Genomic DNA, 18,518 nt, shown 5'->3' with positions numbered 1-18,518 from the left:
AATGAAAACTATATTATTCATCACAAGCCTGTTTTTTACAGCAACAGTTTCTGCACAGAACGTTCAGACATTTACCTTAAGAGAGTTACCGACAAAACCCGTGAACGAACTTCTCACACGAGGAATGATTTCCGGCGAACAGGGAACTATCGGATATTTCACCTACAAAAAAGGAGCGGTGGTTCCGACGCATCAGTACTCCAACGAACAGTATTCTCTGATTACCAAAGGAAGCGTGAAAGTGAATATTTTGGACAAGGAATATATTGTAAAAGCAGGGCAGGGAATGATTATTCCACCGAATGTTCCTCACAGTTTTACAGCTTTGGAGGATGATACGATTGACATCGATTTTTTTAGTCCGGCAAGAAAAGACTGGATTGAGGGAAAGGATAATTATTATCAAAAGAAATAAGTTTTTATCAAATATTCTAAATAACATCATTCCCAATTATTATGAAAAAAACAATTTTTAGTTTGTCTCTTTTGGTTTTGTTCACCTGGATATCGGGAATTGCGCAACAACCTATTAAAAATCAAAAAAAATCTCAGGAAGAAAGAATTTGGCATTATTCTATGATTGATGCAATGCGCAGAGGAATTTATGAGGGAACACACACAGTGAAGGAATTAAAAACGCATGGAGATTTCGGACTGGGAACATTTAATCATCTCAACGGAGAACTTATTGCTCTGGATGGAATTATTTATAGAATTCCACCCAATGGCAAAGTAGAAGTTGCGTCAGAAAGTCTGAAATCCCCATTTACTTCGCTTACTTATTTTAAAGCTGATGTCGTGAAAAACTTAACTTTCACGGGAAGTTTCGAAGAATTACAAAGTAAAGTTCAGGAATTATTAACTACTCAAAATCTGCCTTATGCCATTAAAATTGAGGGAACTTGGGCAGAAATTACTGTAGGAGGCGCAAATCCTGTTTCTCCGGATGATACGACTGAGCTTGCGATATTAATGAAAGTGAGACCTCAGTACAAGGCAAAAAATATAAAAGGAACAATGGTGGGTTATTTTACCCCATCTTTATTAAGTAATGTTGATCTTTCTCCGTTCCATTTTCACTTTATTTCAGATGATAGAAAATTTGCTGGGCATCTGATGTCCGGAAATCTTGTAAACGCAGAAATTAAAATTTATCTTAATGAAAAAAGTGGCTATGATATCGAATTGCTTCGTGAAAACAATCGCTTCCGTCAGTTGAAGTTTGAAGGGAAAGAAGCTTCTTCTGTTTATTAAATTAATACAAAAAAATTATTATGATAAAAACATATCAGGCTTTAGAAACAGCAGAGCAGGAAGATGGCACGTACAGCTCAAAAATTGTAGAAAAGCAAATTGAAGATATTCCTGAAGGAAAAGTATTGATAAAAGTAGAATACAGTTCGCTTAATTACAAAGATGCATTATCTGCGAAAGGAAATAAAGGGGTAACGAGAAAATATCCCCATACACCTGGAGTTGATGCCGCAGGAACAGTTGAAGTTTCCTCTTCTTCACTCTGGAAAAGTGGAGATCAGGTTTTGGTAACAGGCTTTGATTTAGGGATGAATACCAACGGAGGATTCAGACAGTACATTGTTGTTCCTGAAAGTTGGATTATTAAATTACCACAAGGTCTTTCTGTTAAAGAAGCAATGATCTACGGAACAGCTGGTTTTACGGCAGGCCTTTCGGTGCAGGCATTGCTTCGCAACGGAATCACACCTGAAAAAGGAATTGTCGCAGTAAGCGGATCTACAGGCGGAGTCGGTTCTTTTGCGGTTGCCATTTTAGCGAAATTGGGATTTCATGTGGCGGCAATCAGCTCTAAAGAAGAAGCAGTTCCTTTTTTGAAATCATTGGGCGCAACTGAAGTTATTTCAAGACAGGATTTTGAAGATAAAAGCGGAAAGGCTTTACTTAAACCCCATTTTTCGGCGGCTATCGATACTGTGGGAGGAAATATTCTGGCGACATTAATCAAGAGTCTCCATTATGAAGGAGTCGTTACAACCTGCGGGATGGTAGGCGGAGAAGAACTTAACACAACCGTTTTCCCTTTTATTCTTAAAGGCATTCAATTAATCGGAATCGACAGCGTGGAAATTCCTTTGGAGAAAAGACTTCCTGTTTGGGAAAATTTGGGAACAGATTGGAAACCTCAGCAACTTAATGATCTAGCCAAGGAAATAAGTCTTGAAGTGCTGCCTGAATATATTGATAGAATTTATAACGGGAAAATGCAGGGAAGGGCGGTGTTGAAAATTTAGTAATTGAATTCTTAGGCAAATCAAAAAAGATTAATTTGGATTATTTTGGTAGTAAGAGGGAAAATGTTGGAATTTTTCAACTAGATCCACATTTGCCAGAGTTTGAAAATGATATACAATGCGATGTTTTACCCAAATACAGAAATCCAATTTTCACATCAATAATTAGTAGATATGTTGCTTACGAAAAGACAAGTAATAGACTTACCAATGCTGCTGAAATTAACACATTATTGTTTTCAAAAGATTTAGATAAATCAATATATAATCCTGAATTAATTATTTTCGGTAAATCAAACTATTTAGCTACTGGATATTATTTTGATAAAGATAAAAATGATGGAATTGAAACATTATTTTCTTTACCAGATCGAGAAAATTTTTATGGTGTTCATATGGCAGAAGATCTCACGTATGGATTATTTTTAGCTTATTTAATTCATGCAATAGATTATATTAGGTTAGGTCGAATGCCTTGGGCTAAGATGATCAATCAAATAATAAAAAAATAATTTATCCAAACATCAATAAAAAATGATTGTTGCAAATCTTATATAAATTAATCTCAAAAAACGATAACTTTATATTGATAAGGGAAGATTACACTGCCTTATATCCGATATATAGAAATATTGATACTTTATTTTGACTGTAACTGAACTTTGGAGCGTTCCTATATTTATTATCCGAAGTAAGATAAATGCCACAGTTTTTACATTTAAAACGACGCTTTCTGTTTTGCTTTCGCTAGGAAATTACATCTAGACCTTTACCTCCAAATTTTAATTTAGATAGATATAGCAGATTTCACGAGAAATTTGCAAAACCATTCGCACATTGGACAGTATATGAGAGGCTTGCAGAATTTGATGCCAGCCATGGTCCAGAAAAATTTAGTCTAATTTTTATTGGAGGAGAAGGAGTTGCGACTTATCAAGCATTGTATTGGTCTAATCAAAAATCAGCGAAGGTGCTTGCTATAATTCAACCGGGAACTGGTTTTGGACTGAACTGGACAGATTTTAGAAGACGAGATAAAGAACTGGCCTGGGTGGTTATGGATAATAAATTTGGCTCACCTGAAACTGTTGTTTATGGAGGCATATCGAGCGGCTATAAAGATTTTAGTTGGGATGAATATGAATATCAGTCAACAATAGGTTCTTATTACGGCAAAGCTGTAATCTCACCCATCTTAGGCATATTCAAAAGTAGAGTTTTTGGTTAATAATTTACTGTTGTGGTTGTTAAAATTTTGTTGGAATGTGGGAAACTCTAATGCCTGTGTTTGTTTGAGTTTTCCATATTTCAACAAAAAATCTCTTGGTGTGAGATATTGCAATGATTTGTGAGGGCGCTCATTATTATACATCCACATCCATATTTCTGAGTAATTTCTCGTCTGCCTGATGTTCTCAAAAAGATAAACATCCAGAAATTCTGTCCGAAAAGTCCTGTTGAATCTCTCCACCAAAGAGTTTTGCGTAGGTTTTCCAGGCTGAATATAATGAAGAATAATCTCATTTTCGTTGCACCAGCCTTTTAATTTTCCTGCAATAAACTCTGGACCATTGTCAACTCTTATTTTTTCCGGTTTCCCACGCCAGTCGATCAGTTGCTCCAGCTCGGAAACTACTTTTGCTGATGGTAAACTGGTATCGATCGTAATATTCAAAATCTCTCTGTTAAAATCATCAATAATATTAAGGCTTCTCACGCTTTTACCATTCTCCAAAGTGTCGTGCATAAAGTCCATACTCCACGTTACATTGGGATAAATAGGTCGAAGCAAAGGTTCTTTTACCCTTGCCGGAAGCCGTTTCTTCCGCTTGCTTCTCAGATTCAGTTTCATCGATTAGTAAATCCTGTAAACCCGCTTGTGATTGACTACGTCGAATCTTCGATTTCCACCCAAAGCCTAAGTTTCTCAAACGGTGATGCATCGTCCAAAATCCCCAAGTCTGATGCTGTTCTGCGAGCAACACCAGCTCCTCACGGATTCTATCACCTTCATTGTTTTTCTTCTTTTTGTAATAAAATACCGAACTGCTTATGATGAAAAGTTTACACGCATTCCGAGTGCTTACTCCGTGCTGTGATACGGAATAAACAACCAGTTCTCGCTTCTCGGAAGGTGTTACAGCTTTTTTGCAATTACATCTTTCATCACCACATTTTCCAACGTAAGTTCCACTACGATTTTTTTGTATTGCGAAAGTTCCTTTTCAAGTTCTTTCATTTTGGAGAGTTGCTGAACATCCAAACCGCCATATTTGCTCTTCCATTTATAAAATGTGGGCTGGCTGATAACGTGTTCCCGACAGATCTCATTCACTGTCTTTCCTTGATTTTGCTCAGATAAAATCTTGATAATCTGAACTTCTGAAAATTTACTGTTTTTCATAGTCTTCCAAATTTAAAAACTATATTTTTAAATGATGCGGTTTTGGGGGAGGATTACAGTACGTCTTCAAAAGAAAGTGGACTTTTCCTTAGATAGTGTTTTCGGTATTCAAATATAGTCGATAAAAACATTTTTTTTGCTTTTAAAGAAAAAAAATCATATTTGGACTAGTTTAGTTTTGTAATATTCTCTTTTTCTTCTTTTCAAAGTTTCAGATTTTATCTGCTGTCTTATTTTGAGGACTTCATCTGCCCTTCCAAAGTAGACATCTGCCGGGGTGAGATTCTGCAGGGATTCGTGGTAGCGCTCGTTGTTATAGCGGTTCACAAACTCCTCCAAAGCCTTTTCCAGTTCCTCCGGGCTGTAGTAATGGTGCAGTTTCACCACATTTTTCATCGTCCGGTGGTAGCGTTCAATCTTGCCTTGAGTCTGGGGATGTGCGGGTTTTCCGTGGATCTGCTTCATAGCGTGCCTGTCTTCAAGATAATTCTTCAGTTCATCGGCAACATAGCAGGAACCGTTGTCCGACAATAGTTTCGGGGTTTGTCCCTTTCTCAGGTTCGCCTTCTTTATTGCCGTATCCATCGTTCTTTGGACATCGTTCACTTTCATATTTCGGCAAAGTTCCCAGTGGACGGTATAGCGACTAAAATCATCAATTACCGTGCTAAGATAGTACCAGCCCCAGCCCAGAATTTTGAAGTAGGTAAAATCCGTCTGCCACATTTCGTGTACAAAATTGGTTTTATCCTTAAATTCATTGGAGGCAGAAATCAGGATATGCGATGGCGCGGTTATCAGCCCTCTTTTCTTTAAAATCCGATAAACACTGGATTGGGCTGATGAAAAAAGTAAGAATCCCGAAAGAGGAATTTGTATTGGAGTTCTGACAACACATAATTCATATAGAAAAATCCGTCCTGCAAAAAAAATATTGGCGGATTTTTTTATATGAACATTACTTCTATTATTTCTTTCTTAAGTATTTTGCTTTTCATTATATATAAACTAAAATATAAGTAGAAACAATAACGTATGTTACCTCGCCGCAATAAGAAATTCATTTAATTTTAATTTTAGATTTAGATTAGAAAAAAATATTCACAATATTATAAACTTTTACCTCTCCGCTTCACATCCCTTTTTAATTTTTTCAATCGCACTTTTCATATTCAGATTAAAGTGTTCCTTTTCCAATCGAACGGCCGGCGTCTGTCTTACCTCACAATCTGCAATACTGCACGATTCACAAGTTACACCAACGTTTATCGTTTTTAAAGTTGATGATTTAATGAAATTGATTTTCTTAATAGTTTGAGCATTCAACAGAATTCCTAAACAATAACTTCGATTACTTCCATCCGAAAACGGGTTTTTTTGTGAAGTAGAAATCACCAAATAGCTGAATCCCTGATCTTTGTAATGAGAAATCTGGGCGTCCGTCAAAGTTTCATTTTCAGTTAAATCGTGTAGATTTTTTACAGCAATCCATCTTCTGCAGTATTGTTCGTTGGTTGCATTTGCGTGTGGAGCTTGTTGATGGTTTAAATGTAACTCTTTTAAAATCTGAATTTTATCTGAATTTTTCTTTTTAACAAGGCATAAATAAAACAAATCTTTAATTCCCAATTCTGAAGAAAGTACATTCGTTAATCGGTAATAAAAAGTTTCCGGTGAATTGGTGAATTTCTCAATCAGACTTTCAAAATTTTGGGGGTTCCATTCATTCTGAAAGAAAAATTCTGAAGTTTTTCTAATGATTTTTTGTTTTGAAATCAATAATGCTCCGGCAAAATAAGAAGCATAAAAATTATTTAAAATTTCCTCAAAACTTCCAAAATCCAGCCAGGAGTATGTATTTGGACGATTTTTTAATTCCAAAACATTGAAGCCGATTTCTTTTGATAGAATAAATGTTTTTTGATCCCGTTCCAATTTTTTATTTAAAAGCAATAGTTTTTTTTCAGGAATAAAAAGCGAACGGAGATTGTCTAAAGTTCCATATTCTTCAAAATTTTCTGACTGAATTTTATAATTAAATTTTTCAGATAAGATATTTTCTAAAATATCCGACTGTAGATTTTTACCAATCTCTACTTTATTTTCTTGCGCAAACTGTAATGCTTTATCTTCAATTTCAGGGAAATAATTGTCATACAATTCCTGAAACGAACGAAGAACAGCGAAGTAAAATCGTTCTTTTCCTAAATTATAATTCTGAGAAATTTCGATCAAAGCATTAATGAACGCAGTTACTTTTCTTGGTGCATCGCTGATAATACTTATCAAATTATTTTTATTGATTCCGAAAAGTTCCAAAGGGATTTCTTTGAAAAAATCCGATTGTAAAATTTCATTAAATGGAGCTAAACTTTTATCCAGTTTTGTCGATACTAAATCATCAAAAGTGCAGTTCAGTGATTCTGAAAGCTGAATAATTTTATCGTGCTTCGGATATTTTTTGCCATTTTCAATTTCATTGAGGTAAGATTTAGACAATCCGGTCTTTGTAGCGAGATCCTGCAAAGACCAGTTTTTCTTTTGTCTTTGCTGTTTCAGTTTTAGCCCGAAAACCGTCTTGATATAGTCACTTTCAGAATTCATAAGTCAAAGATAAATATTTGGAAGCGATTTTTCGCATAATAAATTTTAAAATAAATTTAGCGAACGTTCGCTGCATGTGAAAATTTTTATTTAGGTTTGTAATGTCGAATCAGAAAATCAATTGATTATGGAAACAAAGACTCAATTAAGAATTAAAGCTCAGCAACAGTTTGAAGAAATTTTTACTAATGATTTAGTTGATTTTTTGGTTGAGCTTCATCAGAACTTTAATGCTAAAAGATTAGAGCTTTTAGATGAAAGAGAAATTACACAGAAAGATTTCGATAAAGGAATTCTTCCAAAATTTCTTCCAGAAACCGAAGAAATCAGAACAGGAAATTGGGTTTGCAATCCACTTCCTGAAGATTTGCTGGATCGAAGAGTGGAAATTACTGGGCCAGTTGATCGAAAAATGATTATTAATGCTTTGAATTGTGGTGCTTCAACTTTTATGGCGGATTTTGAAGACAGCAATTCTCCAACCTGGAAAAACTGTATGGAAGGTCAAATCCATCTTTCGGATGCAATCAATAGAAGAATTGATTTTACAAATGAGCAGGGAAAATCATACCAATTAAATGAAGAAATGGCTGTTCTGCTAGTTCGTCCAAGAGGTTTGCATTTGAATGAAAAACATATTGAAATCAATGATGAACAAACTTCCGCTTCATTAATAGATTTTGGAATTTATTTTTTCAGAAACATAAAACAATTGATAGAAAACGGAAGTGCAACTTATTTTTATCTCCCCAAATTAGAACATTACAAAGAAGCACGCTGGTGGAATGACGTCTTTGTTTTTGCTCAAAACTATCTCGGAATTCCTCAGGGAACAATTAAAGCAACAGTTTTAATTGAAACTATTACTGCATCTTTTCAAATCGATGAAATTTTATTCGAATTAAAAGAACATAGTTCCGGTTTGAATTGTGGTCGATGGGATTATATTTTTTCATTCATTAAAAAATTCAGAAATCTTCCAGAATTTATTCTCCCTGATCGTGATCAGGTAACAATGACTTCACCTTTTATGAATGCATACTCAAAAAGAGTGATTGAAGTTTGTCATAAAAGAAATGTTCACGCGATTGGTGGAATGGCGGCGCAGATTCCTATTAAAAATGATTATGAAGCCAACAGTCAGGCTTTTGGAAAGGTCAGAAATGATAAAGAGCGTGAAGTGAAAAATGGTCACGATGGAACTTGGGTTGCACATCCCGATTTGGTTTCTGTGGCGAAAGATATTTTCGACCAGTTTATGCCTGAGAAAAATCAAATCGATAAAAAGTTTGATTATCAAATTACAGAAAATGATTTACTGGAAATTCCAAAAGGAGAAATTACCGAACAGGGTGTCCGAAAAAATATCAACGTCGGAATTCTGTATATCGAATCTTGGTTAATGGGAGTAGGTGCAGCTGCGATTTATAATCTGATGGAAGATGCGGCAACTGCTGAAATTTCAAGGACTCAAGTTTGGCAATGGCTGAAAAATGAAGCATTTCTAAATGATGAAAGAAAACTGACCAGGGAAATGATTCTTCAATGGGAATTTGAGGAACTGGAAAGAATTGAAAAATATGTCGGTGAAGAACGTTTCAAAAACGGAAAATTTACTCTGGCAAAAGAACTTTTTAACGAATTGATTTTCTGTGAAAACTTTGTTGAATTTTTAACATTGAAAGCGTATCTGTTTATTTAAAATAGAATTAGAAATTTTTAATAAGAAAAGTTCTCGCACAAAATTTTTCCACATTTCAATTCGAATAGTTTCACTTGAAATCTCAGATCTCGCAACTTGAAGAAAATTTTAAACTCCAAATATTATGAAAACAAAACAGGAAAAAATTCAGGAATTAGAAAAAGATTGGCTGGATAATCCACGTTGGAATGGCGTGAAAAGACCTTACACAGCCGAAGATGTACTGAAACTTCGAGGTTCTTACCAATTAGATTATACGATTGCTACCGAAATGTCAAAGAAATTCTGGACAAAACTCAATTCTCAGGATTTTGTTGCCGGATTAGGAGCTTTAACTGGAAATCAAGCGGTTCAGGAAGTTGATGCGGGGCTGGAAGCAATTTATCTTTCAGGTTGGCAAGTTGCAGCAGATGCTAATTTGTCTGGTGAAATGTATCCCGATCAATCTTTGTACCCATCGAATTCAGTACCTTCTGTTGTGAAGAAAATAAATAATGCATTATTAAGGGCAGATCAAATTCAATCCGTAAACGGAGGTGGAGAAAAAGAATATTTAGTTCCAATAATCGCCGATGCAGAAGCAGGTTTTGGCGGAAATTTAAATGCTTATGAATTAATGAAGCAAATGATTGAGGCGGGAGCGGCAGCAGTACATTTTGAAGATCAGTTATCTTCTGCGAAAAAATGTGGGCATTTGGGTGGAAAAGTTTTGGTTCCGACTCAAGAAGCGGTTAATAAGCTAATATCGGCTCGTTTAGCAGCAGATGTTTTGGGAGTACCGACTGTAATTATTGCTAGAACAGATGCAGATGCGGCAGATTTGTTGACTTCAGATATTGATGACAGGGATAAAAAGTTTGTGACAGGGAAAAGAACTTCCGAAGGTTTCTATGTTGTGAAAAATGGTGTAGAGCAGGGAATTGACAGAGGTTTATCTTATGCTCCTTATGCCGATTTGATCTGGATGGAAACGTCAAATCCGGATCTGGAGATGGCAAGAAAATTTGCAGAAGGAATTCGTACAAAATTTCCAGATAAAATGTTGGCTTATAACTGTTCACCTTCTTTTAATTGGGCTGCAAAATTAAGTGTCGATGAAATGCTGAATTTCCGAGAAGAATTGGGAAAAATGGGTTACAAATTCCAGTTTATTACATTGGCTGGTTTTCATGCTTTGAATACTGCGATGTTTGAATTAGCTTTGGCATATAAAGAAAAAGGAATGGCAGGTTATTCTGAATTGCAGGAACGCGAATTTGCTTTGCAGAAGCAGGGTTTCAGAGCGGTAAAACATCAGTCTTTTGTTGGGACAGGATATTTTGATGAAATTCAAAATATTGTAACCAATGGTTCGGCAGCAACAGTGGCGATGAGAGATTCTACAGAAACAGCACAGTTTCATTAAAAATTTAATATTGGCAAATTTCATTGTATTTTTGCGTTTAACTATTCTTACAAAAAATCCATTATAATTAAATTTAATTGTTGCAATCTTCCTGTTTTGAGGAAGGTTTTTGTTTTGAATGTTCTATTGAGTAAATATTGAGAAATCTCAATTATTAAAGATTGATTTTTTATAGTTAAATAGGTTTTATTCTCTCAAAATTACAACAAGATTAAAGATAAGATATTTCCTTTTATCAATTGAAGCTTTTAAAGCAAATAGGTGGGATTAGGGAGTTTTAGTACATAATATACGAATTTTGGTATATTTTTAAGGCTGCCTGTGGCTTTACATTTGTAGTACACTCTTTAAAATTATTGTTTTTATCTCAAAAAACAATGTGAATAATTAATCAAAAATCTTAATTATGAGTTTCATAGACAAAGTAAAATTGGCTGCCGAGCTAGCAAAGGCGAATTTCAGTGAAGGTATCGATGATGGTTATGACCATTCCACTACATCTGCCGGAAGAAAAGGGTTAAGATCCGGCCGTGTATCTGAGTTAACTGCGATGGCAGACCTAAAACCCGGAGGTGCAGAAAATCTCAGAACCATAATGGAAATTGCAGGTGGGGATCTGAAAGGCGCAACCAAAGTAGGAACCCTGCATGACCTTCGTATAGTTTTGTTTGATAACGATAGCAAGATTCTTTTCTGCACGGCTTACGATGGCGACTGGGATGCTTATATTGATGATTTCGCCACAAAAATTCCGCAGCTGATGGACATCATTTTTGGGAATGTAGAAGGCTGGCCAGGCATAAAAAACCCGAGTGTAAAACAGTTTATTCTAGACCATCAGATTACCGCGACAGGTTGGTATGTAGGTGTTCCGCATCTTACGGTGAATGATATAAGGAGAAATGATAAAATCATTAAAGGACTGAATAAGGCAATTGACGAAGCAAATAAAATCTAACCTATGGCATTGGAATTTTTAAAGCGGATTTTTAATCCCAATAAAGTTGAAATTGAGCTGAATGAAATACAGGCCTTAATTCTCAGAAGCCGACCTATACCATATTTCGGAACAGTGGCTATCATTGAAATCAGAGATGCTGTGGCAGCCAGACAAATGCTCCAAAAACTCTTGCCGATTGTGAGTTCTGCGGAAGACTGGCATAAGAATGAAGGCGCATCGGTTACTTTGACATTCACTTATAAAGGTCTGGAAAAAATCGGTGTCCCTCAAGAGTCACTCGATACTTTTCCCGAATCCTTCAAGGAGGGAATGGCAGAACGTTCCCGGTTTCTGTATGACATTGGAGTTAATGACCCTAAAAACTGGGAAAAGGTTTTTAAAAGATCACATATTCACATCGCAGCGGCAATTATCGCCAACAATGAAGAGGCGTGGAAAAGCCAGCTGGAGGAATTTCGTTCTAAATTGACGAATAACAGCGGCGTAGAAGTAATAATGAGCCACGATTTCGCCGTATCTGAAGAGGTTAAAAATGTTTTCGGATTCAGGGACGGCATTAGCAATCCGGAGATCGAAGGCAGTGGGATAGATGTGCCGCCCGGATTTGATCGTCCACTTAAAGCAGGTGAATTTATAATGGGCTATCCTGGAGAAGCAGGCATCGTAAAGCCATTTCCACAACCTGAAGTTTTAGGAAAGAACGGTTCTTTTATGGTTTTCAGAAAGTATCAAAGTCAGGTGGCAGAATTTAATCAATTCATTAAGGAAAATTCTTCTTCACCGGAAGAGGGAGAGCTCTTGGCTGCCAAAATGGTAGGTCGCTGGCGAAGTGGTGCACCTTTGGTTTTAGCTCCCGAAAAAGATGATAAAGCGCTAGGAGATGATATGCAAAAGAACAATGATTTTTCTTTCAAGAATGATGAGTACGGTAAAAAGTGTCCGTTCAGTTCGCATATCCGCAGGATGAACCCAAGAGATTCCAAATCTTTTGTTTTGGAGGATGAACGTTTGCACAGGATCATCAGAAAAAGTGTAACTTTTGGCGAAATTGTTCCGCCGGAGGTAACTAAAAATGACGGTAAGGAACGTGGACAGTACTTTATTGGCATTAGTGCTGATGCAATGGGAACACTGGAATTTCTTCAAAAACAATGGGCAAACGATGGTAACTCCCAAAATCTGGGAACAGAAAAAGATCCTATGATTGGTGTACAGGACGAAGACGCACTGTTTTCTGCACCGGGAGAACCCCTCATCAAAAGATACCGTGGTTTGCAGACCTACAACATTGTGAAAGGCGGCGAATATTGTTTTATTCCAAGCATTTCTGCTTTAAAATGGATTAGTGAATTAAAATAAAAAAAGCACTATGGAAGATTACATAAAGTACAGTTACGAAGTGGAAGAAATTCCAGAAAATTTCGATGAGTATATTACCACCATTAATAACGATATCCGCGAATACATCAAAAATACGCCAAACCTAAGCAGGGCGACCCATCATACAAGAGATGCGCACGCCAATGGTTATGTAGTACTGAAAGCAGAGGTTGAAATTTTGGATAATCTGCCCGAAGAACTGGCGCAGGGCATTTATGCGAAACCCGGAAAACACCAGGCAGCAGTTCGCTTTTCCAATGGTTCGTCCAGAGTTTTGCCCGATAAACTTAGCGGTAATGCACAAGGATTTGCTTTAAAGATTTTTGGGATAGATGGCAAAAAATTATCTCCCGGAGAGGAAGATTCTACGAATGTTGATTTTAACCTGATTAATAATCCCGTGTTTTTCTGCAACTCGGCAGAACATTATGTTTTCATTTCAAAGCTGTTTTTAAAGCTAAATGATTTCTTTGAAAAGGGAGCCTTGGGAAAATTAGAATTTGCCACACTTTGGGTCACCGAAAATAAAAAAGCATTTCCAAATTTTGAGGCTTTGAAGGAATTGGGCGCTCTTAAAACTTTTGAAAAAATCCCTTCCATCAACAGTTTTCTTTATGAATTTTACAGTATGGGAGCAGTTCGCCACGGTGATTATATCGCCAAAGTAAGAGTAATCCCAACTGAGCAGACCAAGAACGCCATCACGGAAAAAGATATTGATCTAGACAGCGCAGAATGGCCGTACAGAAAAGGAATTATCAAAGAAATAGCTCAAAAAGACCTTACGTTTGAGTTGCAAATACAACTTTGCAAAGACCTGAAAGAAATGCCTGTCAATGACCTTACAAAAGAATGGTCGCAGGAATTATCACCATTCCGTACGGTGGCAAAAATCACAATACCAAAACAAACGGTTCCTGAGGATGGTAATTTTGAAATTATGGAAAATCTGTCGTTTACACCGTTTAGAACCATAGAAGAGAATTCACCGATTGGGAATTTACAGCGTTCACGGCAATCAGCGTATGTAACATCTTCAACCTCACGACACGAGCTAAACCACAAAAAACGTAAAGAACCAAAGAATTTGGAGGACGCATTCAGTCCGGAGTTTTATCAGTTATAATTGAAAATGAAAATTGCTGAGCCCTAGTTCCGTAAAGTTTATTACCAAAAATGAACCAAAATTATGAGCAAAATAAAAAATGTAACGGTAGCTGGAAGTGGTGTTTTGGGATTCCAAATTGCTTTTCAAACAGCAATTCACGGATTTGAAACCACTGTTTACGATATCAACGATGAAGTGTTGGAAAAGGCGAAAGCAAAGTTCGACGGCTTGGCCGAAAATCATAAAAAGGATCTTGGCGCCACCGAAGAACAAATTACAAAAGCTAGGGAAAGACTGCACTATTCATCCGATTTGGCATTTGCTGTGAAAGATGCCGATCTTTTGATAGAAGCAGTGCCAGAAGATATTAAAATAAAAACGGAATTTTATAAGCAACTCTCTTCAATTGCACCGGAGAAAACCATTTTTGTAAGTAATTCATCCACCTTGTTGCCAAGTCAGTTTGCAGAGGTGACAGGAAGACCAGCTCAATACCTTAACCTGCATTTTGCTAATCAAATATGGTTGCGAAATACGGCGGAAATTATGCCCCATCCAGGAACCGACGAAAAAATAGCTGAGGAAATAGTCGATTTTTCCAAGGCGATAGGGATGGTGCCTGTTTTGGTAAAAAAAGAAGTTCCTGGTTATGTGCTCAATTCTTTATTAAATCCATTTCTGAATGCCGGAATGCAGCTTTGGATTGGCGATTATGCTACGCCAGAAACCATCGACAAAACCTGGATGCTGGGAACTGGTTCGCCTTACGGACCAATGGCTTTGTATGATATTATCGGATTGACGACACCATACAACATTTACAAACTGCAAGTAGAGAAGGGCAAAACAGATGATAAGATTGTGCTGGATAAACTTAAATCAACCTTCATTGACCAAAATAAACTGGGAATTTCTACTGGCGAAGGTTTTTACAAATATCCAAATCCTTCGTGGCAAGGCCCAGATTTTTTGAAAGTGCCGGAAGTCGATTTATCTAAAATCAGTATCAAAAATGTTGTAGTGGCTGGAAGTGGCGTTCTCGGTTTTCAGATTGCGGTGCAGTGCGCCTATTTTGGCTATAAAGTCACGGTTTATGATGTTAATGATGAAGCTTTAAATAAGGCAAAAAACCGTTTTGATGTCTTGGCTGAAGAATATAAGAACTACCTGAAAGCTGATGAAGAAAAAATCGAAAATACCAAAAATAATCTCACTTATTCGACAGATTTGAAAGCTTCTTTACAAGATGCTGATTTATTGATAGAAGCCGTTCCGGAAAGCATCGATATCAAAAAAGATTTCTGGGAAAAAGCTTCTGAGCACGCGCCGGAAAAAACTATTTTTGCGAGCAACTCATCCACACTTTTGCCGAGCAGATTAAGCACATTTACCGATCGTCCGGAAAAATTCATCCATTTACATTTTGCCAATCATATAATGGTTCGTAATACGGCAGAAATAATGGGTTCTGATCAAACCGACCCAACGGTTTATAACGAGATTGTAGAGTTTGCAAAATCCATTTCTATGCTGCCCGTGGAACTGAAGAAGGAAAAATCGGGCTATGTTCTGGATTCTTTGTTGATTCCGCTTTTGGTGGCTGGCCTTGCACTGTGGGCGAATGACGTTGCCGATCCTGCAACCATTGATAAAACCTGGAGAATAGCAACAGGTGCTCCTTTTGGACCGATGGCTATTTTAGATTTGAATGGGATGAACACCAATTATAACATCTTAAAAGAAATCCCGGGAGAACTAACACAGAAAATAGCAGAAAAGCTAAAAACCGAACTTATCGACAAAGGAAAACTTGGTCAGCAATCCGGCGAAGGTTTTTACAAATATCCTGATCCGGAATGGCAAAGCAAGGATTTTTTAAAAGCTTGATAAATGCTAAATTTCCATTAAAAACTAAGTATTTTAATTATTAATCAGTTATTTATAATTAAAATACTTTTTTCTTTATGATATTTTTTCATAGAGCCAATCTTTTATACTTTCATAGACAGATTCTTTAATATCTTCATTAAGTATTTCGTGTCGCATAGCAGGATAAATTTTAGTTTTAAGATCCGTAAAACCATCTTTTTGCATTTGCGCTACCGTTTTTTCCACACCTTTTCCGAAGTCTCCTATCGGATCATCAGCTCCGCTTACAAAAAGAAAGGGAAATTCTTTTGGTAATTTTTCTGCCCATTTTCTTTCAGTTGCCTGTTGATTTAGAGAAACTAATGCGTAAAAACCATTATTGGTAAAAGGTACTCCGCATAGGCTGTCCCTGCAAAATGATTCACGGTTGGATTTGCTGAGGCTCAGCCAACTGGTAAGGTCGCCATCTTTCTCGCCTTTAAAATGTTGATTATTAATTTTTGAAAAAGTTCTGTTGATGAATTTGCTCCGGTGTTTTGGAGCAATAATATTGTTGATGGACAGGAAAAATTTAGCCAAACCGATTCCGTTGATTTTTCCGCCCGTTCCTACGATGACCGCTCCTTTAAAAACATCTTTCTGATTCTGAAGTAAGCATCTTGCAATGAAAGAACCCATAGAATGCCCCAATAAAAAGTGAGAAATTTTAGGGTAGTTGTTTTCTAAAAATGCTGCCATCGTTGCGGCATCGTCTATAAGTTGCTGCTTGGGATTTTCTTTTTGAAAATAGCCAAGTTCTTCCCGATTTTCCGCCGTTTTTCCGTGTCCGAGATGGTCATATAATAGAACTGCAAAACCGTTCTTCGCCAGATATTCCGCAAAATTTTTATAACGACCGCTATGCTCCTGCATCCCGTGTAGTATTAGGACAGTAGCCTTTGGAGGTTCATTTATTGGTTCGAATAATTCATAAAAAAGATTGTGCGTACCTGAGTTGGCAATTTTCTTCCTGTTTATATATCCTGATGTTTGTTTTGCCATAGAGTCGGTTGGTTTTGTACAAAAATAAATATTCTGCCCTTGACAAAAGCAAGAGCAGAATAAAGTTAGATAAATTGGTTATTATAGACAATCTCTTTTATAGATTAAAGAGAGATATGCCTTTAGCAAGAAAGAACTTCGATAAAGTGTAAAGGCAGCTCTTTTTTTATTTTTAATTTCTGTAAGAGGTATGGATGGCTTTTGCCAAAACGTCTGGTTTTTTCCAGTGTTCCGTTACTGGTGTTACTTTTTTATCGAGGCCGAGTAGGGTATATACCGCGATGCGTGCTGCACGTACCGAATATTCTTCTGTGAAAACCATATCTTCCGGTATTTCTACAAACTGACTAATCATTGCTAGGTTGGTGCTGCCTTCAGGAACAACTGCAGGGCGGTCTGCTTTAGCTCTTGGCTGAAACAAAGCATCGATGTAAGGCATCATACACGGAATAACATTGATAACGCTGTCTTTTATTTCCTGTTCGTGTTTTTCAAAATGCAAATGATGAATCAACTCCGTCAAAATTTCTTCGCCCGTGCAATCAATCATAGGCTTTTTCACATAATCTCCCACTGCATCTGGATATAATCCGTAGCCCCAAAGAATAGTAGTATCATCGCCTTGCGCTTTGAAATGCGGTTGTGCAGCCACCACAATTGACATTCGCCACGATGAATCTTTAAATGTCATTAAAGCTCCGCTGCCCGGCTTGTTGCCAGTGTATTCTTCAATAAGTTTCAGAAATTTATTTCCTTTGAATGTTGGCGTAAATGAATACCATTTTGTTTCATCAGGTTTGGTAAAGAACGGGTCGGGATTACCTAACTTGCCGGGTTTCTTGTTGGCAATTTTACGCCATAATGCAAAACTTGGCGGATTTGACGGTAAATGTTTTGCAGGCGTATTATAATCTCCATTATTGGAATTGTCTGTAATGCATCCGTTGGTAAAGAATACCAAATCGCCTTCATTCACGGTTATTTTCTCTGTGTTTCCTTCTGCATTGATGCATTCTATTTCCGTTACGGTAATGCCATCATCATCGGCAAAATCCAAATCGGTAACGGTTTTTCTTAATGAAAAGTCCACTTTATGCTGGTCAAGAAATGCTTTCAACGGTAAGATAACGGATTCATATTGGTTGTATGGTGTTCTGGTAACTCCTTCGAGTGTTTCGATTCTTGAAAATTCCAACAGCATACGTTTCATATAGCGTTGAAATTCAAAAATACTGCTCCATTCCTGCCAGGCGAAAGTGGTTTGCCACATATACCAGAAGTTGGTCGTAAAAAAATGGTCGTCAAACCAATCACGAATGGTAATGTTGTCTAAATCATTTTCATCGGCAAAAAACAATTTCACAAATTTCATCCGGTCCTGAGTGTTGAAACCCATATCCGTTACGGGTAAAATGTTTCCGTTCTTGTCAATCAACCGCGCTTTTGCATTTGTCGGATTCGCGTGGTCAAATGCCAGAATTTCGTCTTTTACGGAAATGTTCGGGACATCCAGAGAAGGAATACGGGATGTTAATTCCCAAAAGTTTTCATAGGTTTCTTCGTTGAGCATACGCCCGCCACGACAAATAAATCCTTTTTCTTTAGTTCCCGCACCATCGTTGCTACCACCCAAAATCGGCAGGGCTTCAATGATGTGAATGTTTTCGCCTTTATAGTCTCCGTCTTCTAACAGATATACGGCACCGGCAAGACTTGCCAATCCGCCTCCAATGAAATATGCATGTTTGTTCGAATTGCTCATATGATATTTTTTTAG

General features: G+C 37.0%; 17 protein-coding genes. 11 read left to right on the top strand and 6 right to left on the bottom strand.

Annotated elements, in window-relative coordinates; genetic code table 11:
* Position 1 precedes the first annotated feature (1 nt).
* From VUJ46_RS06785 to VUJ46_RS06765, 5 genes are all read left to right on the top strand, one after another.
* The gene (locus VUJ46_RS06785) at positions 2 to 415 is read left to right on the top strand and encodes a cupin domain-containing protein (RefSeq protein WP_326984239.1); all 414 of its coding nucleotides are present in this window, start codon (positions 2 to 4) and stop codon (positions 413 to 415) included.
* 41 nt (positions 416 to 456) lie between these two features.
* Positions 457 to 1,254, top strand: a complete 798-nt coding sequence (gene budA, locus VUJ46_RS06780; RefSeq protein ID WP_326984238.1) for an acetolactate decarboxylase — start codon at positions 457 to 459, stop codon at positions 1,252 to 1,254.
* 20 nt (positions 1,255 to 1,274) lie between these two features.
* Positions 1,275 to 2,267 carry a YhdH/YhfP family quinone oxidoreductase gene (locus VUJ46_RS06775; RefSeq protein ID WP_326984237.1) on the top strand — a complete coding sequence of 331 codons (993 nt, stop codon included), beginning with the start codon at positions 1,275 to 1,277 and terminating at the stop codon, positions 2,265 to 2,267.
* Between the two features lie 35 nt (positions 2,268 to 2,302).
* The gene (locus VUJ46_RS06770) at positions 2,303 to 2,779 is read left to right on the top strand and encodes a hypothetical protein (protein WP_326984236.1); all 477 of its coding nucleotides are present in this window, start codon (positions 2,303 to 2,305) and stop codon (positions 2,777 to 2,779) included.
* A 458-nt stretch (positions 2,780 to 3,237) separates the two neighbouring features.
* On the top strand, positions 3,238 to 3,495 hold the full coding sequence (locus tag VUJ46_RS06765; RefSeq protein WP_326984235.1) for a hypothetical protein: 258 nt from the start codon (positions 3,238 to 3,240) through the stop codon (positions 3,493 to 3,495).
* Here VUJ46_RS06765 and VUJ46_RS06760 read toward each other — a convergent pair.
* The 4 genes from VUJ46_RS06760 to VUJ46_RS06745 all read right to left on the bottom strand — a co-directional run bounded on the left by VUJ46_RS06760 (position 3,463) and on the right by VUJ46_RS06745 (position 7,275).
* Entirely contained in the window at positions 3,463 to 4,119 is a 657-nt protein-coding gene (locus VUJ46_RS06760; protein ID WP_326984234.1) for an integrase core domain-containing protein, read from the bottom strand. The two genes, VUJ46_RS06765 and VUJ46_RS06760, sit on opposite strands and share 33 nt — an antisense overlap.
* Before the next feature lie 285 nt (positions 4,120 to 4,404).
* Positions 4,405 to 4,671, bottom strand: coding sequence for a transposase (locus VUJ46_RS06755; protein WP_326984233.1), 267 nt, complete (start codon positions 4,669 to 4,671; stop codon positions 4,405 to 4,407).
* A 156-nt stretch (positions 4,672 to 4,827) separates the two neighbouring features.
* Complete coding sequence (locus VUJ46_RS06750) at positions 4,828 to 5,397, bottom strand: DDE-type integrase/transposase/recombinase (protein ID WP_326984232.1); 570 nt, start codon at positions 5,395 to 5,397, stop codon at positions 4,828 to 4,830.
* A 393-nt stretch (positions 5,398 to 5,790) separates the two neighbouring features.
* Positions 5,791 to 7,275: a helix-turn-helix domain-containing protein gene (locus VUJ46_RS06745; RefSeq protein WP_326984231.1), complete on the bottom strand. Its 1,485-nt coding sequence runs from the start codon at positions 7,273 to 7,275 to the stop codon at positions 5,791 to 5,793.
* A 127-nt stretch (positions 7,276 to 7,402) separates the two neighbouring features.
* On the opposite strand from VUJ46_RS06745, the gene aceB reads away from it, so the two are divergent.
* From aceB to VUJ46_RS06715, 6 genes are all read left to right on the top strand, one after another.
* Positions 7,403 to 8,977 (top strand): malate synthase A, encoded by a 1,575-nt coding sequence (gene aceB / locus VUJ46_RS06740; RefSeq protein ID WP_123853380.1) that lies wholly within the window; start codon positions 7,403 to 7,405, stop codon positions 8,975 to 8,977.
* Positions 8,978 to 9,101: 124 nt separating this feature from the next.
* On the top strand, positions 9,102 to 10,382 hold the full coding sequence (gene aceA, locus VUJ46_RS06735; protein WP_326984230.1) for an isocitrate lyase: 1,281 nt from the start codon (positions 9,102 to 9,104) through the stop codon (positions 10,380 to 10,382).
* A gap of 406 nt (positions 10,383 to 10,788) precedes the next feature.
* On the top strand, positions 10,789 to 11,340 hold the full coding sequence (locus VUJ46_RS06730; RefSeq protein WP_326984229.1) for a hypothetical protein: 552 nt from the start codon (positions 10,789 to 10,791) through the stop codon (positions 11,338 to 11,340).
* 3 nt (positions 11,341 to 11,343) lie between these two features.
* A complete protein-coding gene (locus VUJ46_RS06725) occupies positions 11,344 to 12,702 on the top strand; it encodes a Dyp-type peroxidase (RefSeq protein ID WP_326984228.1) in 1,359 nt (452 codons plus the stop codon).
* A 10-nt stretch (positions 12,703 to 12,712) separates the two neighbouring features.
* Positions 12,713 to 13,849, top strand: a complete 1,137-nt coding sequence (locus VUJ46_RS06720) for a catalase family protein (protein WP_326984227.1) — start codon at positions 12,713 to 12,715, stop codon at positions 13,847 to 13,849.
* Between the two features lie 63 nt (positions 13,850 to 13,912).
* A complete protein-coding gene (locus VUJ46_RS06715; protein ID WP_326984226.1) occupies positions 13,913 to 15,718 on the top strand; it encodes a 3-hydroxyacyl-CoA dehydrogenase in 1,806 nt (601 codons plus the stop codon).
* Positions 15,719 to 15,793: 75 nt separating this feature from the next.
* Here the strand turns inward: VUJ46_RS06715 and VUJ46_RS06710 are convergent, their stop codons facing one another.
* Both VUJ46_RS06710 and VUJ46_RS06705 read right to left on the bottom strand, forming a co-directional pair.
* Entirely contained in the window at positions 15,794 to 16,741 is a 948-nt protein-coding gene (locus VUJ46_RS06710) for an alpha/beta fold hydrolase (protein WP_326984225.1), read from the bottom strand.
* 172 nt (positions 16,742 to 16,913) lie between these two features.
* Entirely contained in the window at positions 16,914 to 18,503 is a 1,590-nt protein-coding gene (locus VUJ46_RS06705; RefSeq protein ID WP_326984224.1) for an oleate hydratase, read from the bottom strand.
* Positions 18,504 to 18,518 lie beyond the last annotated feature (15 nt).

Source organism: Chryseobacterium sp. MYb264, from assembly GCF_035974275.1.
Taxonomy (GTDB): domain Bacteria; phylum Bacteroidota; class Bacteroidia; order Flavobacteriales; family Weeksellaceae; genus Chryseobacterium.
This window is presented reverse-complemented; position numbering and strand designations above follow the sequence as displayed.